General features: G+C 69.3%; 22 protein-coding genes. 16 read left to right on the top strand and 6 right to left on the bottom strand.

The features are described 5' to 3' along the window. Position 1 precedes the first annotated feature (1 nt). Together ACSEEN_RS04175 and ACSEEN_RS04170 are read right to left on the bottom strand one after the other, a co-directional pair. The gene (locus tag ACSEEN_RS04175) at positions 2-766 is read right to left on the bottom strand and encodes an ABC transporter permease (RefSeq protein WP_440712496.1); all 765 of its coding nucleotides are present in this window, start codon (positions 764-766) and stop codon (positions 2-4) included. Between the two features lie 93 nt (positions 767-859). Next, positions 860-1,864, bottom strand: coding sequence for an ATP-binding cassette domain-containing protein (locus tag ACSEEN_RS04170; RefSeq protein ID WP_298443553.1), 1,005 nt, complete (start codon positions 1,862-1,864; stop codon positions 860-862). Between the two features lie 247 nt (positions 1,865-2,111). Between ACSEEN_RS04170 and ACSEEN_RS04165 the strand changes: the two genes are divergently transcribed. The 9 genes from ACSEEN_RS04165 (at position 2,112) to ACSEEN_RS04125 (ending at position 8,718) form a co-directional block, all read left to right on the top strand. Beyond that, a complete protein-coding gene (locus ACSEEN_RS04165) occupies positions 2,112-3,596 on the top strand; it encodes an aldehyde dehydrogenase family protein (RefSeq protein ID WP_440712392.1) in 1,485 nt (494 codons plus the stop codon). Between the two features lie 50 nt (positions 3,597-3,646). Then, a complete protein-coding gene (locus ACSEEN_RS04160; RefSeq protein WP_247868123.1) occupies positions 3,647-3,931 on the top strand; it encodes a BMC domain-containing protein in 285 nt (94 codons plus the stop codon). Continuing rightward, positions 3,931-4,647 carry a microcompartment protein gene (locus ACSEEN_RS04155; RefSeq protein ID WP_440712391.1) on the top strand — a complete coding sequence of 239 codons (717 nt, stop codon included), beginning with the start codon at positions 3,931-3,933 and terminating at the stop codon, positions 4,645-4,647. Before ACSEEN_RS04160 ends, ACSEEN_RS04155 begins: the two co-directional genes overlap by 1 nt. Before the next feature lie 166 nt (positions 4,648-4,813). Beyond that, entirely contained in the window at positions 4,814-6,160 is a 1,347-nt protein-coding gene (locus tag ACSEEN_RS04150) for an aspartate aminotransferase family protein (protein WP_440712495.1), read from the top strand. Continuing rightward, on the top strand, positions 6,153-6,758 hold the full coding sequence (locus tag ACSEEN_RS04145) for a BMC domain-containing protein (RefSeq protein WP_247865466.1): 606 nt from the start codon (positions 6,153-6,155) through the stop codon (positions 6,756-6,758). The genes ACSEEN_RS04150 and ACSEEN_RS04145 overlap by 8 nt, the downstream gene beginning before the upstream one ends. Further along, positions 6,755-7,180 (top strand): hypothetical protein, encoded by a 426-nt coding sequence (locus ACSEEN_RS04140; protein WP_440712390.1) that lies wholly within the window; start codon positions 6,755-6,757, stop codon positions 7,178-7,180. Before ACSEEN_RS04145 ends, ACSEEN_RS04140 begins: the two co-directional genes overlap by 4 nt. Beyond that, on the top strand, positions 7,177-7,425 hold the full coding sequence (locus ACSEEN_RS04135; protein ID WP_247865464.1) for a EutN/CcmL family microcompartment protein: 249 nt from the start codon (positions 7,177-7,179) through the stop codon (positions 7,423-7,425). The genes ACSEEN_RS04140 and ACSEEN_RS04135 overlap by 4 nt, the downstream gene beginning before the upstream one ends. Before the next feature lie 49 nt (positions 7,426-7,474). Next, positions 7,475-7,759, top strand: coding sequence for a BMC domain-containing protein (locus tag ACSEEN_RS04130; protein WP_247868122.1), 285 nt, complete (start codon positions 7,475-7,477; stop codon positions 7,757-7,759). A gap of 179 nt (positions 7,760-7,938) precedes the next feature. Continuing rightward, positions 7,939-8,718, top strand: a complete 780-nt coding sequence (locus ACSEEN_RS04125; protein WP_247865463.1) for a GntR family transcriptional regulator — start codon at positions 7,939-7,941, stop codon at positions 8,716-8,718. Positions 8,719-8,930: 212 nt separating this feature from the next. Here ACSEEN_RS04125 and ACSEEN_RS04120 read toward each other — a convergent pair whose 3' ends face one another. Together ACSEEN_RS04120 and ACSEEN_RS04115 are read right to left on the bottom strand one after the other, a co-directional pair. Then, positions 8,931-10,463, bottom strand: coding sequence for a sodium:solute symporter family protein (locus ACSEEN_RS04120; protein WP_440712389.1), 1,533 nt, complete (start codon positions 10,461-10,463; stop codon positions 8,931-8,933). Next, complete coding sequence (locus tag ACSEEN_RS04115; RefSeq protein WP_247865461.1) at positions 10,460-10,714, bottom strand: hypothetical protein; 255 nt, start codon at positions 10,712-10,714, stop codon at positions 10,460-10,462. Before ACSEEN_RS04115 ends, ACSEEN_RS04120 begins: the two co-directional genes overlap by 4 nt. Before the next feature lie 332 nt (positions 10,715-11,046). Between ACSEEN_RS04115 and ACSEEN_RS04110 the strand changes: the two genes are divergently transcribed. From ACSEEN_RS04110 to ACSEEN_RS04090, 5 genes are read left to right on the top strand one after another with little or no spacing between them, the layout of a single operon-like run. After that, the gene (locus ACSEEN_RS04110) at positions 11,047-11,820 is read left to right on the top strand and encodes an SDR family NAD(P)-dependent oxidoreductase (RefSeq protein WP_247865460.1); all 774 of its coding nucleotides are present in this window, start codon (positions 11,047-11,049) and stop codon (positions 11,818-11,820) included. Then, positions 11,817-13,274: an amidase family protein gene (locus ACSEEN_RS04105; protein WP_440712388.1), complete on the top strand. Its 1,458-nt coding sequence runs from the start codon at positions 11,817-11,819 to the stop codon at positions 13,272-13,274. Before ACSEEN_RS04110 ends, ACSEEN_RS04105 begins: the two co-directional genes overlap by 4 nt. After that, positions 13,271-14,173 carry a phosphotransferase gene (locus ACSEEN_RS04100; RefSeq protein WP_440712387.1) on the top strand — a complete coding sequence of 301 codons (903 nt, stop codon included), beginning with the start codon at positions 13,271-13,273 and terminating at the stop codon, positions 14,171-14,173. The genes ACSEEN_RS04105 and ACSEEN_RS04100 overlap by 4 nt, the downstream gene beginning before the upstream one ends. After that, complete coding sequence (locus tag ACSEEN_RS04095) at positions 14,173-15,150, top strand: choline/ethanolamine kinase family protein (RefSeq protein ID WP_247865457.1); 978 nt, start codon at positions 14,173-14,175, stop codon at positions 15,148-15,150. Before ACSEEN_RS04100 ends, ACSEEN_RS04095 begins: the two co-directional genes overlap by 1 nt. Continuing rightward, positions 15,132-15,809: an HAD family hydrolase gene (locus ACSEEN_RS04090; RefSeq protein WP_247865456.1), complete on the top strand. Its 678-nt coding sequence runs from the start codon at positions 15,132-15,134 to the stop codon at positions 15,807-15,809. Before ACSEEN_RS04095 ends, ACSEEN_RS04090 begins: the two co-directional genes overlap by 19 nt. Positions 15,810-15,884: 75 nt before the next feature. On the opposite strand, the gene ACSEEN_RS04085 is transcribed toward ACSEEN_RS04090, so the two are convergent. Both ACSEEN_RS04085 and ACSEEN_RS04080 read right to left on the bottom strand, forming a co-directional pair. Then, a complete protein-coding gene (locus tag ACSEEN_RS04085; RefSeq protein WP_298443530.1) occupies positions 15,885-16,967 on the bottom strand; it encodes an adenylate/guanylate cyclase domain-containing protein in 1,083 nt (360 codons plus the stop codon). A 32-nt stretch (positions 16,968-16,999) separates the two neighbouring features. After that, positions 17,000-18,175 (bottom strand): TetR/AcrR family transcriptional regulator, encoded by a 1,176-nt coding sequence (locus ACSEEN_RS04080; protein ID WP_371308713.1) that lies wholly within the window; start codon positions 18,173-18,175, stop codon positions 17,000-17,002. A 124-nt stretch (positions 18,176-18,299) separates the two neighbouring features. Here ACSEEN_RS04080 and ACSEEN_RS04075 point away from each other — a divergent pair, with 124 nt between their 5' ends. Both ACSEEN_RS04075 and ACSEEN_RS04070 read left to right on the top strand, forming a co-directional pair. Then, a complete protein-coding gene (locus ACSEEN_RS04075; protein WP_247865453.1) occupies positions 18,300-19,511 on the top strand; it encodes an acetyl-CoA C-acetyltransferase in 1,212 nt (403 codons plus the stop codon). A 35-nt stretch (positions 19,512-19,546) separates the two neighbouring features. Further along, a complete protein-coding gene (locus ACSEEN_RS04070; protein WP_440712386.1) occupies positions 19,547-21,748 on the top strand; it encodes a 3-hydroxyacyl-CoA dehydrogenase NAD-binding domain-containing protein in 2,202 nt (733 codons plus the stop codon). The last annotated feature ends 54 nt before the right edge of the window (positions 21,749-21,802 follow it).

Here is a 21,802-nt window from a genome sequence, read left to right as displayed (position 1 = left end):
GTCAGTCGGCGGTCCGGCGGCGGTAGGCGCGCAGGGCGAACGGAGCGAACACCAGGGTCAGGGCGACCGACCACAGCACCGTCGAGATGATCGGATGATGCAGCGGCAGGGCGCTGCCCGGACCCGCCGCCGGTCCGTTGCCCCACAGCACGCGGAGCGACTGGACCAGCGAGGAGATCGGATTCCATTCGGCGACGGCCCGCAGCCACGGCGCCATCGGCGCGGTCGGGACGAACGCGTTCGAGAGGAAGGTCAGCGGGAAGATGGTGGTGAACATGACGCCGTTCACCGACTCCACCGACCGCAGCGTGGAGCCGATCAGCACGCCGAACCAGATCAGCGCGAATCCGAACAGGATCAGCAGCGCGAACCCGGCGATCGCCTCCCCGGCGGAGTTGTGGATCCGCCAGCCGATGGCCAGCCCGGTCAGCGCCATCACCACGATGCCGATCATCGAGTGCAGCACCGACGCGATCGAGCGGCCGAACAGGTACGACGTCCGCGAGATCGGCAGCGACCGGAAACGGTCGACGATGCCCTTGTCGACGTCGGCGGTGATGCCGGTCGCGACGACGAACGCGGTGAACGCGATCGTCTGGCCCATGATGCCGGGCAGCAGGTAGTCCTTGTAGCTGCCGCCACCCGGGACCGGCATCGCCGGACCGAAGACGAACGCGAACAGCACCACGAACATGATCGGCTGGACGGTGACGTCGGCCAGCATCTCCGGCATGCGCCGGGTGTGGATCAGGCTGCGCTTGACCATGATCGCGGTCTGCCGCCACAGGCTGGGCGGGGTGATGGTCACGGGTGCGGAGACGCTCACGGCTTCCTTTCGACGAGTTCGAGGGGCGGCGGATCAGGCATCGGAGGGCGACGCATCGTCGCCGGGGTCGGTGCGATGACCGGTCAGGGTCAGGAAGACGTCGTCCAGGCTCGGCCGGGAGAGCCCGAGGTCGTCGACGGCGATCCCCGATTCGTCGAGCAGCTGCGCCACTCTCGTGAGGTCGGGCAGCCCGCCGGCCGGGATGGTCAGCGAGCGGGAACCCTCGTCCACGAAGATCTCGACGTCGCCGCCTCCCCGGAGGGCGGCCAGTGCCGGAACCAGCCGGCGGTGGGCCGAGGCGAGGTCGGCGGCGTCGGTGAGGGTGGCGACGACGCTCGCGGATCCGGCTTGATCCTTGAGCTGCAGCGGCGTGCCGTCGGCGATGATCCGGCCCTGATCGACCACGACGATCCGGTCGGCGAGCTGGTCGGCCTCCTCCAGGTACTGGGTGGTGAGGACGAGTGTGGTGCCCTGGGCGACGAGTTCGCGCAGCACGTCCCACAGTTCGTTGCGGCTGTGCGGGTCGAGGCCGGTGGTCGGCTCGTCGAGGAACAGGACGGGCGGTGCGCTGAGCAGGCTGACGGCGAGGTCGATGCGCCGCCGCATGCCGCCGGAGTAGTCGCGCACCACCTTGTCGCCGGCGTCGGTGAGTGAGAACTGCTCGAGGAGCTGATCGCTGCGGGCGCGCAGTGCCTTGCGGCCGATGCCGTACAGGCCGCCGATCATCGCGAGATTCTCGCGGCCGGTGAGCAGCTCGTCGACGGTGGCGGCCTGGCCGGTGAGGCCCATGCTGCGCCGCACCTGGTCGGGTTGCTCGCGGACGTCGTAGCCGTTGATCCGGGCGGTGCCGGAGGTCGGGATCGACAGCGTGGTCATCATCCGGACGGTCGTGGTCTTGCCCGCGCCGTTGGGGCCGAGCATGCCGAGGACGGTCCCCGCGGGGACGGAGAAGCTGACGCCGTCGACGGCGGTGAAGTCGCCGAAGCGCTTCACCAGATCGATCGCCTCGACGGCCGCGTCGGTAGGAGTGCCGGTCATCGTGCCAGCGTAACGAGCACGTCCGACAGCGGGCCACGGGTTTATGGGGGACCGTCGCCCGGTGCCCCCACAAATGGTTGGTTTTCACTCCGACCAGGCCGGTCCGGAAGGTCGCCCAGCGTCGCCGGATCGTTGTTTCGGGAATCCCTTGACGCTGGCGGGTTTCCGTGCGACCGTAGTCGCAACCGTTTACAACCAAAAGGCTTAATTGGTTGCGTGATGAACTCATGGAAGGCCTGAACCCAGTATGAATCCTCTGAATACGGCGGTGTCGACGGACCTCGATCTGGTGCTCGACCGTGCCCGGGCGGCCGCGCGGCGGTTCCGGGACTTCGATCGCGCCCAGGTCGACCGCATCGTGCGGGCCGTCGCCGAGGCCGGCTTCCGCCACTCGCGGCAGCTCGCCGAGAAGGCCGCCGCCGAGACCGGATTCGGCGTGGCCGAGGACAAGGTGATCAAGAACGAGGCGTTGTCGGCGGGGTTCGTGCGGGAGTACGGCGACCTCGATCTGGTCGGCCACCGCGTCGACGCGGCGCGCAAGCTGCTGATGGTGCCCAGCCCCGCCGGGGTGGTTCTCGCGGTGACGCCGTCGACCAGTCCCGTCGCGAACCTCTACTTCAAGGTGCTGTCCTGCCTCCTGACCCGCAACGCCGTGGTCATCAGCCCGCACCCGGCCGCGGTCGCCACCAGCATCGAGGCCGCTGGACTGCTCAGCGACGCGGCCGTGGCCGCCGGCGCTCCCGACGGCGCGATCCAGATCCTGGCCGAGCCCTCGGTGCCACTGATCGAAGCGGCGATGGGCGATGCGCGCGTCGACCTGATCCTGGCCACCGGCGGCGGCGCGGTGGTCCGCGCGGCGTACCGATCGGGCACGCCGGCGATCGGCGTCGGTCCCGGCAACGCGCCGGTCGTCGTCGACGAGACCGCCGACCTGCCCGCGGCCGCCGCGGCGATCGTCGCCTCCAAGTCGTACGACAACTCCGTGCTGTGCACCGCGGAGTCGGTGCTGATCGTGGTCGAGGCGGTGGCCGACCGGCTGTTGACGGACCTGCAGCGTGACGGTGCGCATCTGTGCAGCGACGACGAGGTGCGCCGCCTGCGGAACCACCTGTACCCGGGCGGCAAGCTCAACACCTCGCTGGTCGGCCGTCCGGCGACCGTGATCGCACAGGGCGCCGGGATCTCCGTGCGGCCCGGCACCAAGGTCCTGCTGGCCCCGTTCACCGATCGCTCCGACGACGAGTCGTTCACTCACGAGAAGCTGTCGCCCGTCCTCGGGGTGCTGCGCGCCGCCGACTTCGCCGACGCGGTCGACGCCGCGCAGGCACTCGTGGAGAACGTGGGCACCGGCCACTCGGCGGTGATCCACAGCACCGGCCCCCAGCGGGTGCTCGACTTCACCAGCCGGCTGCCGGTGCACCGGATCGTCGTGAACGCCGGCGGCAGCCTCGGCAACGCGGGCTTCGACACCGGCCTGGCGATGACCATGTCGATCGGCACGGGATTCCTCGGCGGCAGCTCGCTCGGCGAGAACCTGTCGCCGGAGCACCTCGTGCAGTGGAAGCGCACCGCCTACGAGACGGCGGCGCCCTTCCCGCGCTTCGACGGCCTGCGGGTCAGCCCGGCGTGGGCCGCCGGGCGCGGCTCGCTCCCGGGCGACGACGCGCTGCGCGAGGAACTGCGCCGGCTGATCGCCGAGGAACTGCGTGACCTGTTCAGCGAGCGGCGCTGACACGCGGGTGCGCCCGCACATCGAACCAGAACTGACGAGAAGGAGTGGGAATCATGAGTGATGCGATCGGGATGATCGAGACGCGGGGTTTCGTGGCTGCGTTGGCGGCGGCGGATGCGATGGTGAAGGCGGCGAATGTGTCGTTGGTGGGTCGTCAGGAGGTGGGGGACGGCCTGGTGGCGGTGATCATCAATGGTGATGTGGGTGCGGTGAAGGCGGCGACCGAGGCGGGGTCGGAGGTGGCTGCGAGTGTGGGTGTGCTGGTGTCGGTGCATGTGATTCCGCGTCCGCATGGTGATCTGAACAAGCACTTCGCCGTCACCGGAACCAAGTGATGGCGACGACGCGCACCTCGTCTCCGGCCCGCAAGACGAGACCGGCCGCCGGGCAGACGGCCCCCGCCGAGGTGGCCCAGCCCGCCGCACCGTCCACCGAACTCCGCGTGTACCTGCGCATCGACGGTCTCCAGCGGCAGTTCGCCGCGACGATGGCGACCCCGACACGCGCCCGCGGCTATCCGCCGAAGGCCGGCGACCACTCGCTGATCGTCGAGGTGGCCCCGGCGCTGGCGATCCAGCGGGTCACCGACTCCGCGCTGAAGGCCACCCCCGAGGTGGAGCCCGGGCTGCTGTACGTGGAACGCCAGTACGGGATCCTCGAAGTGCACAGTCCGGACGCCGACGTCGTCGAGCGGGCGGGCGCCGCGATCCTGGCCGCGCTCGACGCGAGTCCCGAGGATCAGCTCAAGCCGAAGATCCTCTACAGCGACATCATCGAGGAGATCGGCGACCAGCACGCGGTGATCCTGAACCGGACGCGGGACGCCTCGATGCTGCTGCCCGGCTCGGCGCTCCTGGTGTACGAGATGGCGCCGGCGCTGTTCGCCGCCGTCGCGGCCAACAGCGCCGAGCGTGTGGCCCCCGACCTCACGCTGGTCGACGTGCAGATGATCGGCGCCGCCGGCCGGCTGTTCATCGCCGGTGACCTGGCGAGCGTGACGGTCGCCCGCGACGAGATCACCCGCGTTCTCCAGGAGGTCGTCGGCCGATGAGACTCCGCAGCTCCGCTGCCGTGCCGCGCGCGGCATCTCAGGGAAGGACCGCTTCATGACACCCGATCCGCACGTCGAGATCATCTCGCTGAACGCGCTCAGCGACGATCGTCTCGCCTCGCTCGATCCGGAGACCCGCGAACTGGTGGAACGCCGCCGCCGGGTGATGGGACCGGCCTATCGCCTGTTCTACGACGAGCCGCTCCGCCCGGTACGGGCCTTCGGTACCAAGATCATCGACGCCCGCGGCGACGAATACCTCGACGCCTACAACAACGTGGCCAGCGTGGGGCACAACCACCCGCACGTCGTGGCCGCCGTGCACCGGCAGTTGCAGACGATCAACACCAACACGCGCTATCTCCAACCGGACATCATCGACTACGCGGAGAACCTGGTCGCCACCCACGACGCGGCGCTGGACAACGTGATGTTCACCTGCACCGGCTCGGAGGCGAACGACCTCGCGCTCCGGGTGGCCCGGGTGGTCAGCGGCGGGACCGGCGTGATCGTCACCGAGAACGCCTATCACGGCTGCACGCGCGACGTCGCCTCGTGGTCGCCGGCCTCGGGCACCGGCGCGATGCTCGGCCGCGACGTGCGGCTGGTCCCCGCGCCCGACACGTACCGATACGACGCCGCCCAGGTGCGCGAGCTGTTCCTGAACAGCGTGCAGACCCAGATCGACGATCTGGCGCGCCGCGGTGTCCGCCTCGCCGCGCTGGTCGTCGACAGCATCTTCTCGTCCGACGGCATCTACCCGGATCCGGGAGTGCTCGCCGCCGCCGCGGACCTGGTGCACCGGGCCGGCGGCCTGATCATCAGCGACGAGGTGCAGCCGGGATTCGCGCGCACCGGTGCCGCCATGTGGGGCTACCAGCGCAGCGGCTTCACCCCGGATCTCGCGACGATGGGCAAACCGATGGGCAACGGTATGCCGGTCGCCGGAATGGTGGCGCAGAGCCGCCACCTCGATGCCTTCGCCGAAGACGTCGCCTACTTCAACACCTTCGGCGGCGAGAACGCCCCGATCGCCGCCGCCCAGGCGGTGCTCGAGGTGATCGAGGGCGAGGGCCTGATGGCCAACTCCCGAGACAAGGGCGATCAGCTGGTCGTGGGCTTCCGCACCATCCTCGACCGCGCCGGATTCGCCGCGGACGTCCGCGGTTCCGGCCTGTATGTCGGTGTCGAGCTGGTGCACGACCCGGTCGACAAGGACCCCGATGCCGCGCTGACCTCCGCCTTCGTCAACGGTCTGCGCGACCGCAAGGTGCTGACCAGCGCGGCGGGCACCTACGGCAACGTGATCAAGATCCGCCCGCCGCTGGTGTTCAGCCAGAGCGACACCGACCGACTGCTGGCCGAATTCGAGCATGTCGCCCGTGACCTGGCGGCCGGGCGTTCTCCCGGCCGGTCCGTCTCGGTCGCCGGCTGGCAGCCGCCGAACCGGGACGACCTCCGGCGGCTGATCGCCGAGGAACTCCGCGACATGATGGGAGGCAGCCGTGGCTGACCTGCGTTCGTTCATCTTCATCGACAAGCTGCAACCGCAGACGATGTGCTACCTGGGCACCTTCGTGCGCGGTTCCCTGCCGCGGGCGAACATGTCGGCCCAGATCATCGAGATCGCGCCGGGCCTGGACATCGAACCGCTCACCGACGTGGCGCTCAAGCACAGTCAGGTGCGCGCCGGCATGCTGGTGGTGGAGCGGCAGTTCGGGTACCTGGAGATCCACTCGCATTCGGCGGATTCCGTGCGGCTCGCCGCCGACGCGGTGCTCGACGAACTCGGCGCCAGCCCCTCCGACGCGCGTCCCCCGGAGGTCACCGCGTCGAAGATCATCTCCAATGTCGACGACGAGCACGCCTTCCTGGTGAACCGGAACAAGGCCGGTTCCATGCTGCTGCCGGGCGACTCGCTGTTCGTGATGGAGATGCAGCCCGCGTCGTACGCGATCCTGGCGACCAACGAAGCCGAGAAGGCCAGCCCGATCAAGGTGGTCGACTATCGGATGATGGGTGCGTCGGGCCGCGTGTACCTGGCCGGCAACGAGGACGCGGTCCGCACCGCCGCCGATGCCGCGCAGGCCGCGCTGGAGATGCGGCGATGAGCGTCGAGACGGCCGGCCTGCGCACGCTGGTGCGCGAGGTGCTGCGCGAACTCCTGCCCGCCGCCGGCCTCGACCCCGCGCCGCGCCCGGTGCCGATCGCCGACGACGACCAGCTGAACGCGTTCGTGCGCGAGCTGCTGACGCTCGCCGACGACCCGGTCTCCGGTGCCCTGCTGCGGTCCGGCCGGATGCGGTTCACGCTCGCCGGCCGTGCCGCGGCCGCGCCGCGCTCACCGGGGGTGCCCGCCCAGCCGGCGGCCGCCGGGGTGGTCGAGGTCGACGACGGGGTGCTCTCCGAGCGCATCGTCCGGCAGGCGGTCACCGACGGCGCGAGCCTGGTGGTGGGGGCCGCGGTGGCCATCACGCCGCTGGCTCGGGAGGCGATCCGCCGCTCCGGTATCGAGTTGGTGAGGCGGCCATGATCCGGGCGACGGTGGTCGGCCCGGTCTGGGCGACCAAACGCATCGACGGCTTTCCGGCCGGCGCGTTGCTGGAGGTGCGGCGCGACCACACCGACCAGCGGTACGTCGCGCTCGATCACTTGGGCTGCGGGCCCGGCGACCGGGTGCTGGTCGCGCTGGGCAGCGCCGTCGCGCGTTGTCTCCCCGGAGCGGTGCCCGCCGACGCGCTCGTGATCGGGATCCTGGACGACCAGGGCACCGGATGAACGACGACAACCAATCAATCAGAGACAGAACTGACGAGAAGGAGTGGGAATCATGAGTGATGCGATCGGGATGATCGAGACGCGGGGTTTCGTGGCTGCGTTGGCGGCGGCGGATGCGATGGTGAAGGCGGCGAATGTGTCGTTGGTGGGTCGTCAGGAGGTGGGGGACGGCCTGGTGGCGGTGATCATCAATGGTGATGTGGGTGCGGTGAAGGCGGCGACCGAGGCGGGGTCGGAGGTGGCTGCGAGTGTGGGTGTGCTGGTGTCGGTGCATGTGATTCCGCGGCCGCATGGTGATCTGAACAAGCACTTCGCGTTCACCGGAACCCACTGACGACGCGCATACGCCGGTGGCGTGCCGACGCCCGTCCCGACTCGTTCGGGACGGGCGTCTCGTTGTCGCCGGGCCGGTGATTTCGGTACCGGACCCCCGGATGCGGGATCTGAGACTTGGGCGACCAATTGCCTTAATGGTCGCGCTGCTTTGCTAGGCTGCGAATAAGGAGGATTACCGTGAGCGATGGGGGAAAGGGCACGGCGTCGACCCCGGCCGATAAGGCCGGTACCGGTACCGCTGACCTGGTGGAAGCGATTCGGGCGATCATCGCCGACCAGGGCCTGGTGCCGGGCGACAGGGTCGGTGCCGAGCGGGATCTCGCCGAGAACCTGAAGGTCAGCCGATGGGCGATCCGGCGCGCGCTGAGCGAGCTGGAAGGTCACGGCGAAGTGCTCCGGTCGCACGGCCGCAGCGGCGGGGTCTTCGTCGCCCCGGAGAAGCTGGTGCGCCGGACGCCGCTGGTCGGACTGCCGAAGTACCTGCAGCAGCAGGGCATCGAGTCGGGCACGGTGGTGTTGAGCACGCGGACGGCGCCGGCCGACGAGGACGTCGCCGCGCACCTGCGGCTGGAACCGGACTCCTGGGTGTTCTACATCGACCGGCTCCGGCTCGCGGACGGTATTCCGCTGGTGATCGAGGAAGCGGCGTTCCCCAGCGACATGTTCCCCGGGCTGCTGGACCGATCATTGTCGGGTTCGCTCTACGAGCTGTTCGAGTCGGAGTACGACCTGCACCGGGGTGTCGCGGTCGAAGAGATCGCCGCCCGGTCGGCCAGCCGCGAGGTGGCCGGACTCCTGCAGGTGTCGGCCGGTGCGCCCCTCATCTCGATCACCCGCGTCACCGAACTCGACAACGGCAGGCCCTTCGAATACTCGAAGGAGCTGTACCGGTCCGACCGGACCACCATCACGGTGCGCAGCGGCCCCGACGGCTGCGAGACGGCCTACATCGTGTGAGGCCGGGGGCCGGTTTCCACGTCCCCTGAGGCCTGGATGATCGTGATTCCCGGGGTTCGGTGGTCGCCGCCGGCGGCGTGCGGCACTCCGGCCGCCGCGCAGCGGAGCGCGTCCGGCACGGCATCATCTGTTCCCGGAACGACACCGGGCGGTGTTCCGAAAGCGTCCTGCTCGCGCAGAGACTTTCGGGACACCGCCCGGTGCGCCGGGTGCTACGGGTTCGGAGCCGTCACGGGTGCGATCCGCTCCGCGGCCGGCCGGCCGAGCGGGCCCTTGGCGACCGCGAAGAACTCGTCCACGCGGGCGCGGTCCTCGTCGGTGCGTCCGGTGACGGCCGAGACGCCGAGGTACAGGACCAGGTTGACGACGAGGCCGACGATACCGCCGGTCAGCGAACCGAGCCACGGGATGTCGTCGGGGTAGATCCAGGTCAGCACCGCGGCGACGACGAAGCCGCCGACCATGCCGGCGTTGGCGCCGTACTTGTTGCCGCCCTTCCAGAAGATGCCGAGGAACAGCGGCACCGCCAGCTGCACGATGCCCTGGTAGCTGATCTGGGCGAGCAGCTGCATGCGCGGCATCCCGTGGGTCACGAAGGCCAGGAACGCGGCCAGGATCATCGCCACGACCATGCAGACCTTGGCGATGTGGGTGAGCCGGGCGTCGGTGAACTTGTACCGCACGCCGAGCAGGTCGTTGGCGACCTGCAGGCCGCTGACCTGGACCGCACCGTCGGTGTGTCCCATCGACGCCGCGAAGACGATGGTCACCGCGAGCCCGAGCAGCCAGGTGCCGCCGTACTCGTTGAGCAGGGTGAACCAGCCCGACTGGGGGTCGGCGGCGATCGCCTTGTGCCCGGCGGCGGCGATGCCCACCAGCATCAGGAGCGTGTAGAAGGTGCCGGACAGGAACACCGTCTGAATGGTGCCGGCCTTCACCGAGCGGACACCCGAGGCGGTGTAGATCCGCTGAAAGCTGGTCGGCCAGCACAGCGAACCCACCACACCGGTGAGGATCAGGCTGAACATGTACCACGGGCCGTAGCTGCCGCCGTCGCCGGGAACGCGCAGGTACTGCTCGGAGACGTGGGTGATCTCCGAGAACGAGATCGGGCTGGAGCCGATGCCGGCGAGCATCAGGATGCAGATCAGGGCGGCGCCGCCGTAGGCGACCAGGCCCTGGAAGACGTCGGTCATGATGAGGCCGCGCATACCCATCTTCACCGTCCAGAACTGACGGATCACGATGGTCAGCAGGCCGATCACCAGGCACGTCCGGACTCCCCAGTGGCCGTCGCTCGCGACCTGGAACAGGATGCCGAGGACCTGCATGCCGAGGATGATCCACGGAAACAGCGAGACCACGCCGATCGCGCTGGCGATCTGGCGGACGGACAGCGAGTCGAAGCGCTTGCCCAGCAGGTGCGGCTGCGTCTGCAGCCCGTACGCGGCGCCCCATCGCCACGCGCGGGTCGCCATGAAGTACATGAACGCGACACCCAGGGTCGAATAGGCGAGACCGTAGAAACCGAAGACGCCGTAGCCCGCGGCGAGGCCGAAGAACGCGATGAACGTCGCGCCCGGCCACCACGAGTTGATGTACGACATCGCGATGAACCACGGTCCGTAGCTGCGGTTGCCGACCGCGTACTCGCTGAAGGTCGGCTTCTCCTTCTGCTGCGTCGCGTAGAGGATGACGACGACGATCGCGTAGAAGACCGCGAGCATGCCGAGCATGATGATCATCGGTTCAACTCCTCATCGAGCTCGCCCCGGGCATCCTCGTAGAAGTAGAGGACGGTCAGGGCGAAGGCCACGAGGAGGGCATCGACGATCCAGTACCAGATCGTCAGCGGCATGCCCAGGATGACGTACGAGCGCCCGCTGGAGGAGAGATACAGCGGCGGCAGGATCGCCATCGCGATGGCGATGGCGTAGATCGTGAGGAGTGTTGCTTTCACGGGCCGCGGTGGGAGTGCGGCGAGGGCCTTCTTCATGGGGTGTCACACCTTCTGTGGACGTGGATGGTCGACATCGCTGTCAGATCGACTGCGCGAGCCCGGTTCGGCAAATGGTTGGTCGATAACCGGTGAACGGTATGGTAGCGGCCGCTTCTTTGGTTGGGAAGAGTTTTCCGGATTGAAGTCGGTGTCGGGTGAGTAAAGAGCGTGTTACGCGACGAGAGTGCAGGTTGTGACCGGTTTTGGCGGCCCGCATCCGGTACGGGACGATGTCGGAAATTCCCCCTAGCGCCAGACCAAATCGGTGCTACCATTGCGACCATTAATTCCGGCGTGGCCGGACCGTAGTCGGAAGGATGAGGAAGCCGATGATCGATCTGAGCGGAAGAACGGCCGTGGTGACCGGTGGTTCCCGGGGGATAGGCCGGGCGACGGCGATGACCCTCGCCCGGGCCGGGGCGCGGGTGGTGATCGCCGATCGATCCGACTTCGCCGCGGACCCGGACACGGCCACCTGGTCGGCCATCGTCGCGGCCGGCGGCGCGGCGGAATCGCATGAACTGGACATCACCGACCCGGTCGCGGTGGATGCGCTGATCGCCGACGTCGACGGCCGGTACGGACTCGACATCCTGGTCAACAACGCGGGCGTGCTGCAGGCGGGCTCGGTGACCGAGACCTCCGATGAGGTCTGGCGCCGCCAGTTCCAGGTGAACGTCGACGGCACGTTCTACTGCATGCGCGCCGCGATCCGGGCCATGCTGGCCGCGGGCCGGAGCGGCAAGGTGGTCAACGTCGCGTCGATCAGCGGGCTCCGTGCGAACCCCGGCTTCGCCGCGTACTGCGCCGCGAAGGCCGCGATCGTGAACCTGACGCGCCAGGCGGCGATCGATTACTCGCCGATGGGCATCGGCGTGAACGCCGTCGCTCCGGGCTTCGTCGAGACCGACATGACCAGTATCTACGACGCCGACATCCGCCGGGCGCTGGAAGGACAGACCCCCAACGGCAAGTGGGCCACCGCGCAGCAGATCGCCGACACCGTCCTGTTCCTCTGCTCGGACCTGTCCGACCACATCGTCGGCGAGACCGTCGCCGTCGACGGCGGCTGGCTGATCGGCACTCCGGTGGTGATCGCATGAGCTTCACCGTGAACGCGAACACGTCGAGCGCGGACCTCCGCGCCGCCTACCGGGCCGGCGACACCACCCCCGTCGACGTGCTGGATCAGACCCTCGCCCGCGCGGACGCGGTGTCCGGGGAACTGAACTGCTTCGCCTACCTGAACACCGACGAGGCGATGCGCCAGGCGGAGGCGTCGGCGAAGCGGTGGGCGGCGGGTGCGCCGCTCAGCGATCTCGACGGCCTGCCCATCTCGATCAAGGACAGCGTCGCCTCGGTGGGCACCCCCTGGCGGCACGGCACCGCACCCAACGTGGCGCTGCCGATGTCGACCTTCGACGCGCCGCCGGCCGCACGGCTGAAGGAGGCCGGGGCGCTGATCTTCGCGAAGACGGCCATGCCCGACTTCGGTATGCTCGCCTCGGGCGTCAGTTCGCTGTACGGCATCGTGCGCAACCCCTGGAACACCTCGATGAACACCGGCGGATCGAGCGCGGGTGCGGGCGCGAGCCTGGCCGCGGGCATCGGTTCGATGTCGGTCGGCAGCGACATCGCCGGATCGGTCCGGTTGCCTGCCGCGCACTGCGGTCTGGTCGCGCTCAAGCCGACGCAGGGCCGGATTCCCCACCTGGCACCGAGCAACGTCCGCTCCGCCGGGCCGATGGCCCGCACCGTCCGTGAAGCGGCGGAGCTCTTCGCGGTCATCTCGCGCCCGGATTCCCGGGACTTCTCGAGTCTCGCTCCGGACGGCGAACCCCCGGCCGGGCCGCTCGACGACGCCGCCGTCGCCGGCCTCCGGGTCGGCGTGATGTGCGACATGGGGTACGGCTTCGCCGCGCACCCGCAGGTCGTCGCCACCGTGGAGGCCGCCGCCGAGCTGCTGGCCGCGGCCGGTGCGAAGGTCACCCGGCTGGGCCCGGTCTTCGACGACGACCCCTATCTCGCGCTCGACCGGCTGTTCGCGGTGCGCGCGCGGGCGGAATGGGCGGCCTTCGACGAGGAGGGACGCGCTCGCGTCCTGCCGGAAGTGGTCGAGTGGTGCGCGCAGGCGGATGGATTCGACACGGTGCGGCACGAGGAGGACCAGAACTCCGTCGCCCGGTCGGCCATGCGGTTCGCGGCGGCCCACGAACCGTTCGACATCGTGCTGTCGCCGGTACTGCCGGGGCTCGGGCACCGGGCGGAGATGGTCGGCCTCGACTCGCACGCGCCGCTGGGCCACTGCTCGTTCACGTGCTGGTACAACCAGTCCGGCCAGCCCGCGGCGGCGATCGGCTTCGGTATCGCGCAGGGCGTGCCCGTCGCCGTTCAGGTGGCCGGCCCCCGGTTCACCGACCAGCGGGTCCTCGCGGTGTCCGAATGGCTGGAGGCCCGGCGCAGTGCCGAGTTCGTCTGGCCGGAGCAGCCGCGCCGTGCCGCCGCGCTGTCCCCCGGCTTCTTCGCGCGGGGATACACCGAAGGAGACTACGCATGATCGCGCTCATCGACGACGATGCGCTGACGCCGCCGGCTGCGACGATGGCGAGCCCGCAGTGGTGGGGCGCCGATTCGCTGCGCGCCCGCAAGCGGCTGGACGGATCGTCGACCACGGCGTTCGTCAAGACGATCACCGACGTGGCGCGCACCTACCTCGACATCGAGTCGTCGTTCGCGGTCAGCGCCGCGGCCGGTGCGCGGGGCATCGGTCCGGAGGTCTTCGACGCCGACGCGTCGTCCGGCCGGCTGGTGATGGCCGACCTGACCGAGGACTTCGCGACGGCCTCGCTGGAGGACTTCAATCACGCCGACCGGCGGGCCGCGCTGATCGCCCAGCGCCGCGCCGTCTGGGAACTGGACGTGCCGCGGGCCCGGAAGGCCACGGTGTTCGACGACGTCCGCGCCCTCCATGAGCGCAGCGTGGCCGCCGGCGCCCAGTTGCCGGCCGACCTGCCGTGGATGCTGCGGGCCCTGGCCGATGCGGAGCGGCGGATCGAGGCCACCGGGTACGACACGGTGCCGATCCACGGCGACGCGAACTGCTCCAACGTGGCGATCGACCGGGAGACCGGGCGGGTGCTCCTGCTCGACTTCGACTGGGCGGCCGTCGCCGACCCGGTACAGGACGTGGGCTCGCTGGTCCTCGAACTCGGCCTGGGCAACTGTGATGCCCGCGCGGTGTTCGAGGAGGTCTGGGGCGGCTACGACGAGCGGCTGTACGCGCGGGCCAAGTGCTACGGCTTCGCCGAAGCCGTCCGCGGCGGCCTGATCGGCGCGTGGGCCGACCACTGCGATCCGGGCACGCTGGAGTATTCGAAGTTCTCGGACTGGATGTTCCTGTGGGCCCGCGTCGGACTGTCCGACCACGCGGTGGACGACTACCTGAGGAGCCTCTGATGGCGAACGGAACCAGCAATCCCGCACACGCTCAAGAGACACGCTGGCTCGGCACGGCCCGCAACGAGAGTGAGGCCGCCGTCGAGGAGTGCATCCGCGCGGTGACCGAATGGACCGGGCGCGAGGTGCGCTACTCGCCGCTGTTCGGCGGGCTGCAGAACAGCAATTGGCGAGTCGAGGTGGTCGGCGACGACGTCGTCTACTTCCTCAAGGTGCCCGGTGCCGGTACCGAGGAATACATCGACCGCGCCAACTCCCACGAGGCGGCCAAACGGGCCGGCGAGCTCGGTATCAGCCCGAAGATCGTCCGGTTCGATCCGGCGACCGGGGTGGAGATCGTCGAGTTCCTCGAGGGATACCGCGCCTGCACCAACGCCGACATGAAGCGCTGGGACGTCGCCGAATCGGTGCTCGGCCTGCAGACCGAGTTCCACCGGATCGGTGAACTGCCGCTCACCAAGACGATCTTCGACCTCATCGACGAACACCTGGACCAGGTCGCCGAACTCGGCGTGCAACTGCCGCCGTACTCCATCCAGATGCTCCGCGAGTACGAGGCCGCGCGGGCGGCGTTCACGGCGTCCGGGCTCGACATCGTGCCATGCCACAACGACCCGATGCCGGGCAACTTCCTGGTCGCCGACGGGAAGCCGATGAAGCTGGTCGACTTCGAGTTCGCGTCGAACAACGAGCGGGCCTACGACCTGGCGGTCACCTTCACCGAATACTTCTACGACGAGGACATGATCCTCCGCTGCGTCGAGGCGAAGTACGGTCACACCAGCCCGGAGGTGGTGGCCCGGGTCCAGGTCGCGGCCGCGCTGGCCGACCTGAAGTGGGGCATCTTCGGGTGCTTCTACCAGGAAGTGATCCGCAACTGGGACTACGACTTCTACAAGTACGGCGCGTGGAAGCTGGCGCGGGCCCGCGCCAAGATGGCGGATCCGAGGTGGGGCCGATGGCTGCAGACGCTGTGACGGCCCGGCCTGCCGCCGTGCTGTTCGACATGGACGGCACCCTGATCGAGACCGACCACCTGTACGCCGAGGTCGGCAGCCGCTTCGTGCTGGAGACCGGCGGGGAGTGGACCGACGCGCACCGGGAGGCATCGATCGGCACGTCGCTCGACGACTTCGCCGATCAGTTGCAGGCGGCGGGTGCGGTGCGGCCGAGGGAGGAACTCATCGAGCACGTCGTGTCCGGGGTCACCCAGGCGATGCGGCGCAGTCTGCCGTGGCGCGACGGTGCCCTGGAGCTGCTGACCTCGGTGGCCGCTACCGGGGTACGCATCGGCCTGGTCACGATGGCCTACCGGGAGTCGGCGCAGCTGGTGCTCGACGCGCCGGGCGCGCCCGAGTTCGACGTCGTCGTCACCGGCGACGACGTGACGAACGGGAAACCGCATCCCGAGCCGTACCTCACGGCGGCCCGCCTGCTCGGATTCGATCCGCGCGAGTGCGTGGTGCTCGAGGATTCGGAACTCGGTCTCACCGCCGCGGGTGGCGCCGGCATGGTGCGCATCGCCGTCCCGCAGGCCACCGACGTGGACGGCAGCCTGCACGAGGCGCGCTGGGCGACACTCGAGGGCCGGACCGCTGATGACGTCTTCGCCGAATGGCGGGCGCTCCGCGGATGACGCCGGCCGTGGCATCGCCGGTGTCGAGGGCGGCGACACCGGCGATGACCGCGGCCCACGCCGGGGGCGTGCCGCTCAGTCCGCGGCCTTAGCGGCCTTCCGTTCGGCGCGGGAGCGGGTCCGTGCCGCCTTCTTGGCGGCCTTCTGCTCCACCTTCTCCGCGGCGATGCGCGCCTTCTCGGCGGCCGCGGCTTCGGCGCGTGCGGCGGCTTCCGCGGCCTCTCGTTCCGCGGCGGCCAGCACGGAGGGGGCGTCCCGGTGCCGCTCCAGGACGTAGGCCTTCAGCCGGCGGTAGCCGCGCACGGAGAGCGAACTGATGTGGTGGAGGTAGAACTCGGGTTGATCGGCGAGCGCCGCCGCCAGGTTGTCGTCGACCAGCGTGGTGCCCTCGCGCGCCGCGCTCGCCAGCCGGGCGGCGATGTTGACCGGCTCGCCGAAGACGTCGCCCATCCGGGTCAGCGCCCGCCCCGATGCCAGGCCGATGCGCAGGGTGGGGAGTTCACCGTCCGAGGTCAGGGCGTGCAGTTCGATGGCGATGTCCGCCGCCGCCGCGTGCGTGGGAGCGGTGAACATCACGGCGTCGCCGATCGACTTGATCACCTTGCCGTTGTGCGTCGTGATGATCAGATGGGCGGCCGACTCGAAGCTCTCCAGGAGGGCTTCGAGGGCGGCCAGCCGCAGCCGCCGGGAGAGCGAGGTGTAGCCGACGATGTCAGCGAATCCGACGATCACCTCGTCGCCCTCGCCGGTGTGCGGGCCGCCGTCGCGGGCCAGGAAGCTGTCGAGGTGGCGTCGCCAGACCGCCTGCTGCAGGTGGGCGAGTGCATCGATCAGCTGGTCGGCGGTCAGGGTGACGCGCGGATCGGCGGCGAGCAGCCGGATCTGCTCGGCCTGCCATTCGGCGAGCCGCGCCGTCGCCTGCCCGATGGACCGCGCCGCGGCGACCTGCGCCGCCGGATCGATCTCCCGGTCGCTGCCGGCGAAGACGGCGAGCGCGGCGAGGTCGGCCTCGGAGAACACCGAGGCCGAGTCGGCGCGCTCGGTGTTCCGGGCGAATCCGAAGGCGCGCCACAGCCGGTCGGCGAAGTCGGAATCGACGCGCAGCTGCTCGATGATCTCCTCGCTGCTGTAGCGGTACGGCAGCTCTTCGTCTTCCATTCGACCAGTGTTTCATCCCGCACCCGCCGGTGTCAGGCCTGTAGAAGGCCTTTCACCAGGTAGGCCATCCGGGCGGCGAACTCCGGGCGCGGGGTGCTCCGGGGCATCCGCACGGCGTCGTTGACCACGGCGAGCGCCGCACGCACGGTGAGCGCGGCACACGGCCGCGACATCTCCGGGTGGACGGCCTGGAGCAGGTCGATCCAGCGGACCACGTAGCGGCGCTGCGCGGCCACGAGCTCCCCGGCGTGCGGGTTCTCCTGGAGGGCGTAACCGCTGATCAGCGCGACCAGCAGATCGGGTGTGCCGGTGATCGTCTGCACATAGGAGTCCACCAGGAGGCCGAGGAGTTCGGCCGGACGGTCGGTTCGCGCCGACGCGGCGAGGGCATCGGCCTGCAGGCGGAGGGAACTGCGCTGGCTGATCGCGACCAGGATCGCGTCTTTCGAGGCGAAATGCTTGTAGACGCTGGGACCGGTGATGCCGACGGCGGCGCCGATGTCGTCCATTCCGGTGCCCTCGTAGCCGCGGGCGGCGAACAATGCGGCGGCGGCGTCGAGGATCTCGTCGCGCCGCCCGCCCTCGCCGGGGAGGCCCGCCGGGTGTTCGGTGAGCGGCGGCGCCAGGGCCGGCCGCAACTCGAACAATCGCCAGATCAGCTGCCGCACGGCCGAATTCACCGCGGCCAGGTCGGACTTCGAGGTGCGGCCGATCAGGCTGCCGGAGACCGACAGGACGGCGCCGGCGAGGTACATCGACTCCCGCTCGCTGAGTCCGGGTCGTGCCTGCGCGATGGCCGCGGCCCACCGCCGCAGCACCGAACGGGTGCGCCGCACCACTTCGCGGTTCTGCTCGTCCGACAGATGCTGGCCCGACCAGCGCCACAGCGCGGTCTGACCCGTGCCGGAGGTGCCGAGCGCGGTGGCCGCGGCGACGACGGCCTGTGCCGGGTCGCCGGCGGCCGCCAGCGCGGCCTCGGTCTGCGATTCGAAGGCGTCGACGGCGCACTGAGTGGCGGCGAAGAGCAGCGCCTGCTTGTCGGCGAAGTGGCGGTACACGGTGGGCGTGCTGACCCCGGCCCGCGCGGCGATGTCGGAGACCGAGACATTCGGGTAGCCGCGATCGGCGAAGAGACTGGCGGCCGCAGCGATGAGCTGGCGGCGGCGGTCCTCCGCGCGACTGCTGCGGGCGGTCTTGTCGGTCGGCATCGTGAACCGACCATAGCCGAAGATGGAGCGAATTCCTACGGATTCACCTGTGGGTATAGCCAAGAGCGTTATTCCGCGTTAGCCTCACTGGGTAACCATCTAGGTTCGTGTGAAAGGAACACAAGTGCCTGACCAAGCATTCATCTACGACGCGGTGCGCACGCCTCGCGGCAAGCAGCGCGGAGGCGCTCTGCACAGCGTCAAGCCGATCGACCTGGTCTCCGGCCTGATCGACGCGCTCCTCGAGCGTCACCCCGATCTCGATCCGAAGGCCGTCGACGACGTGGTGCTCGGCGTGGTCTCCCCGGTCGGCGAGCAGGGCGCCGTGATCGCCCGCACCGCGGCGCTGGTCTCCGGTCTCGGTGAGACCGTTCCGGGTACCCAGGTCAACCGCTTCTGCGCGTCGGGCCTGGAGGCCGTGAACCTGGCTGCGTCCAAGGTCGCGTCCGGCTTCGACGACCTGGTGATCGCCGGTGGCGTCGAGTCGATGTCGCGCGTGCCGATGGGCAGCGACGGCGGTGCGCTCTTCATGGATCCCGCCACCGCGTACGACAACTACATCACCCCGCAGGGCATCGGTGCCGACACCATCGCCACCATCGAGGGCTTCAGCCGGGAAGACGTCGACGCCTTCGCCGCGGAGTCGCAGCGTCGTGCGGCGGCGGCCTGGGAGGCCGGCCGCTTCGACAACTCGGTGGTCCCGGTGAAGGACATCAACGGCGTCACCGTGCTGGAGAAGGACGAGCACATGCGTCCGGGCAGCACCGTCGAGAGCCTCGGCAAGCTCAAGCCCGCGTTCGAGGCGCTCGCCGCCATGGCCGGCTTCGATGACGTCATCATGCAGAAGTACCCGAGCGTGGAGAAGGTGAACCACGTCCACACCGGCGGCAACAGCTCCGGCATCGTCGACGGCGCCGGCGTCGTCCTGATCGGTTCGGAAGAGGCGGGCAAGCGCAACGGCCTCACCCCGCGCGGGCGCATCGTCGCCTTCGCCGAGGTCGGCAGCGAGCCGTCGATCATGCTCACCGGCCCCACCCCGGCCACCCAGAAGGCCCTGGACAAGGCCGGCCTGACCGTCGACGACATCGACGTCTACGAGCTGAACGAGGCCTTCGCCTCGGTCGTCATGAAGTGGGAGAAGGATCTCGGCATCCCCCACGAGAAGGTGAACGTCAACGGCGGCGCGATCGCCATGGGTCACCCGCTCGGCGCCACCGGCGCCATGATCCTGGGCACCTGCCTGGACGAGCTGGAGCGCACCGGCGGCCGCTACGGCCTGGTCACCCTCTGCATCGGCGGCGGCATGGGCGTCGCGACCATCATCGAGCGCGTCTGACGCCGCCGGACTAGAGAAGGAAAAGACTTAACCTCATGAGCGAGAACATGATCGCGTGGGAGAAGGACGCCGACGGCGTCGTCATCCTCACCATGGACGACCCGAACCAGGGCGCCAACACCATGAACCAGTTGTTCATGGATTCCATCGCTGCGACCGTCGACCGGCTCGAGGCCGAGAAGGACGATATCGCCGGCGTCGTGGTGACCTCGGCGAAGAAGACCTTCTTCGCCGGCGGCGACCTCAAGGACATGACCAGCGGGGCGCCGAAGGACAAGACTCCCGAGGAGATCGCCACCGACATCACCGCGCGCACCAACGGCATGAAGGCCGTGCTGCGCCGCCTGGAGACCCTGGGCAAGCCGGTCGTCGCCGCCATCAACGGCGCCGCGCTCGGCGGTGGCCTGGAGATCGCGCTGCACTGCCACTACCGCGTCGCCGCGGATGCCAAGGGCAGCAAGATCGGTCTTCCCGAGGTGACCCTCGGCCTGCTGCCGGGTGGCGGCGGCGTCGTGCGCACCGTGCGCCTCCTCGGCATGCAGAACGCTCTCATGGGCGTGCTGCTGCAGGGCACCCAGTTCAACCCCACCAAGGCCAAGGAGACCGGTCTGGTCGACGAGGTCGTGCCGACCGTCGACGACCTGCTCCCGGCCGCGAAGGCCTGGATCGCCGCCAACCCGGAGGCTCAGCAGCCGTTCGACGTCAAGGGCTACAAGATGCCCGGTGGCGCGCCGACCAACCCGAAGGTCGCCGCGAACCTGCCGGCCTTCCCGGCACTGCTGCGCAAGCAGATCAAGGGCACCAACATGCCGGCCCCGCGCGCCATCCTGGCCGCGGCCATCGAGGGCGCCTACGTCGACGTCGACACCGCCGACCTGGTGGAGACCCGCTACTTCGTCTCGCTGGTCACCGGCCAGGTGGCGCAGAACATGATCAAGGCGTTCTTCTTCGATCTGCAGCACATCAACGGCGGCGGCTCGCGCCCCAAGGGCTTCGACAAGTGGCAGGCCAAGAAGGTCGGCGTCATCGGCGCCGGCATGATGGGCGCGGCCATCGCGTACGTCTCGGCCAAGGCCGGCATCGAGGTCGTGCTCAAGGACATCGACATCGACGCCGCCAACCGCGGCAAGGACTACTCGGTCAAGCTCGAGGAGAAGGCCCTCTCGCGCGGCAAGACCACGCAGGAGAAGTCCGACGCGCTGCTGGCCCGCATCCACCCGACCGTCGACCCGCAGGACTTCGCGGGCGTCGATCTGGTGATCGAGGCCGCGTTCGAGTCGGTCGAGGTCAAGGAGAAGGTGTTCCAGGAGATCCAGGACATCGTCGAGCCGGACGCCGTGCTGGGTTCGAACACCTCGACCCTGCCGATCACGCTGCTGGCTGAGGGCGTCAACCGTCCCGAGGACTTCATCGGTATCCACTTCTTCTCGCCGGTCGACAAGATGCCGCTGGTCGAGATCATCTGCGGTGAGAAGACCAAGGACGAGGTGCTCGCCAAGGTCATCGACTACACCCTGCAGATCCGGAAGACCCCGATCGTCGTCAACGACAGCCGCGGCTTCTTCACCAGCCGTGTCATCGGCACCTTCATCAACGAGGCCATCGCGGCCGTCGGCGAGGGTGTGGAGCCGGCCTTCATCGAGCAGGCGGGCAGCCAGGCCGGTTACCCGGCCGCGCCGCTGCAGCTCTCGGACGAGCTGACGCTGACGCTGATGCAGAAGATCCGCAAGGCCACCAAGGAGGGCGTCGAGGCCGCCGGCGGCGAGTTCCCGGAGCACGGCTCGTACGCGGTGATCGACTGGATGGTCGAGAACGGCCGCACCGCCAAGAAGGACGGCGCCGGTTTCTACGACTACGCCGACGGCAAGCGCACCCTGCTGTGGCCGGGTCTGCGTGAGCACTTCAAGTCGGGCAGCGTCGAGATCCCGCTGATCGACATGGAAGAGCGCATGCTCTTCGCCGAGGCGCTGGAGACCGTGAAGTGCTTCGACGAGGGTGTGCTCACCTCCGTCGAGGACGCCAACATCGGCTCGATCTTCGGCATCGGCTTCCCGGCGTGGACCGGTGGCGTGATCCAGTACATCAACCAGTACGACGGCGGGGTCCCCGGCTTCGTCGCTCGCGCCAACGAGCTGGCCGAGTCGTACGGTGAGCACTTCCGCCCGCCGGCCTCGCTGGTCGCGAAGGCGGAGAACGGTGTCACCACGCTGACCAACGAGAACCTGCGCTCCGCGTAAGTCTCGCTCGGCTGAACACCCGCGGCCCCGACCGGATTCCTCCGGTCGGGGCCG

It is taken from the genome of Gordonia marina (assembly GCF_052036135.1).
Lineage (GTDB): Bacteria > Actinomycetota > Actinomycetes > Mycobacteriales > Mycobacteriaceae > Gordonia.
The sequence above is the reverse complement of the archived record's forward strand: the minus strand, read 5'-3'. Positions and strand labels throughout refer to the sequence as shown.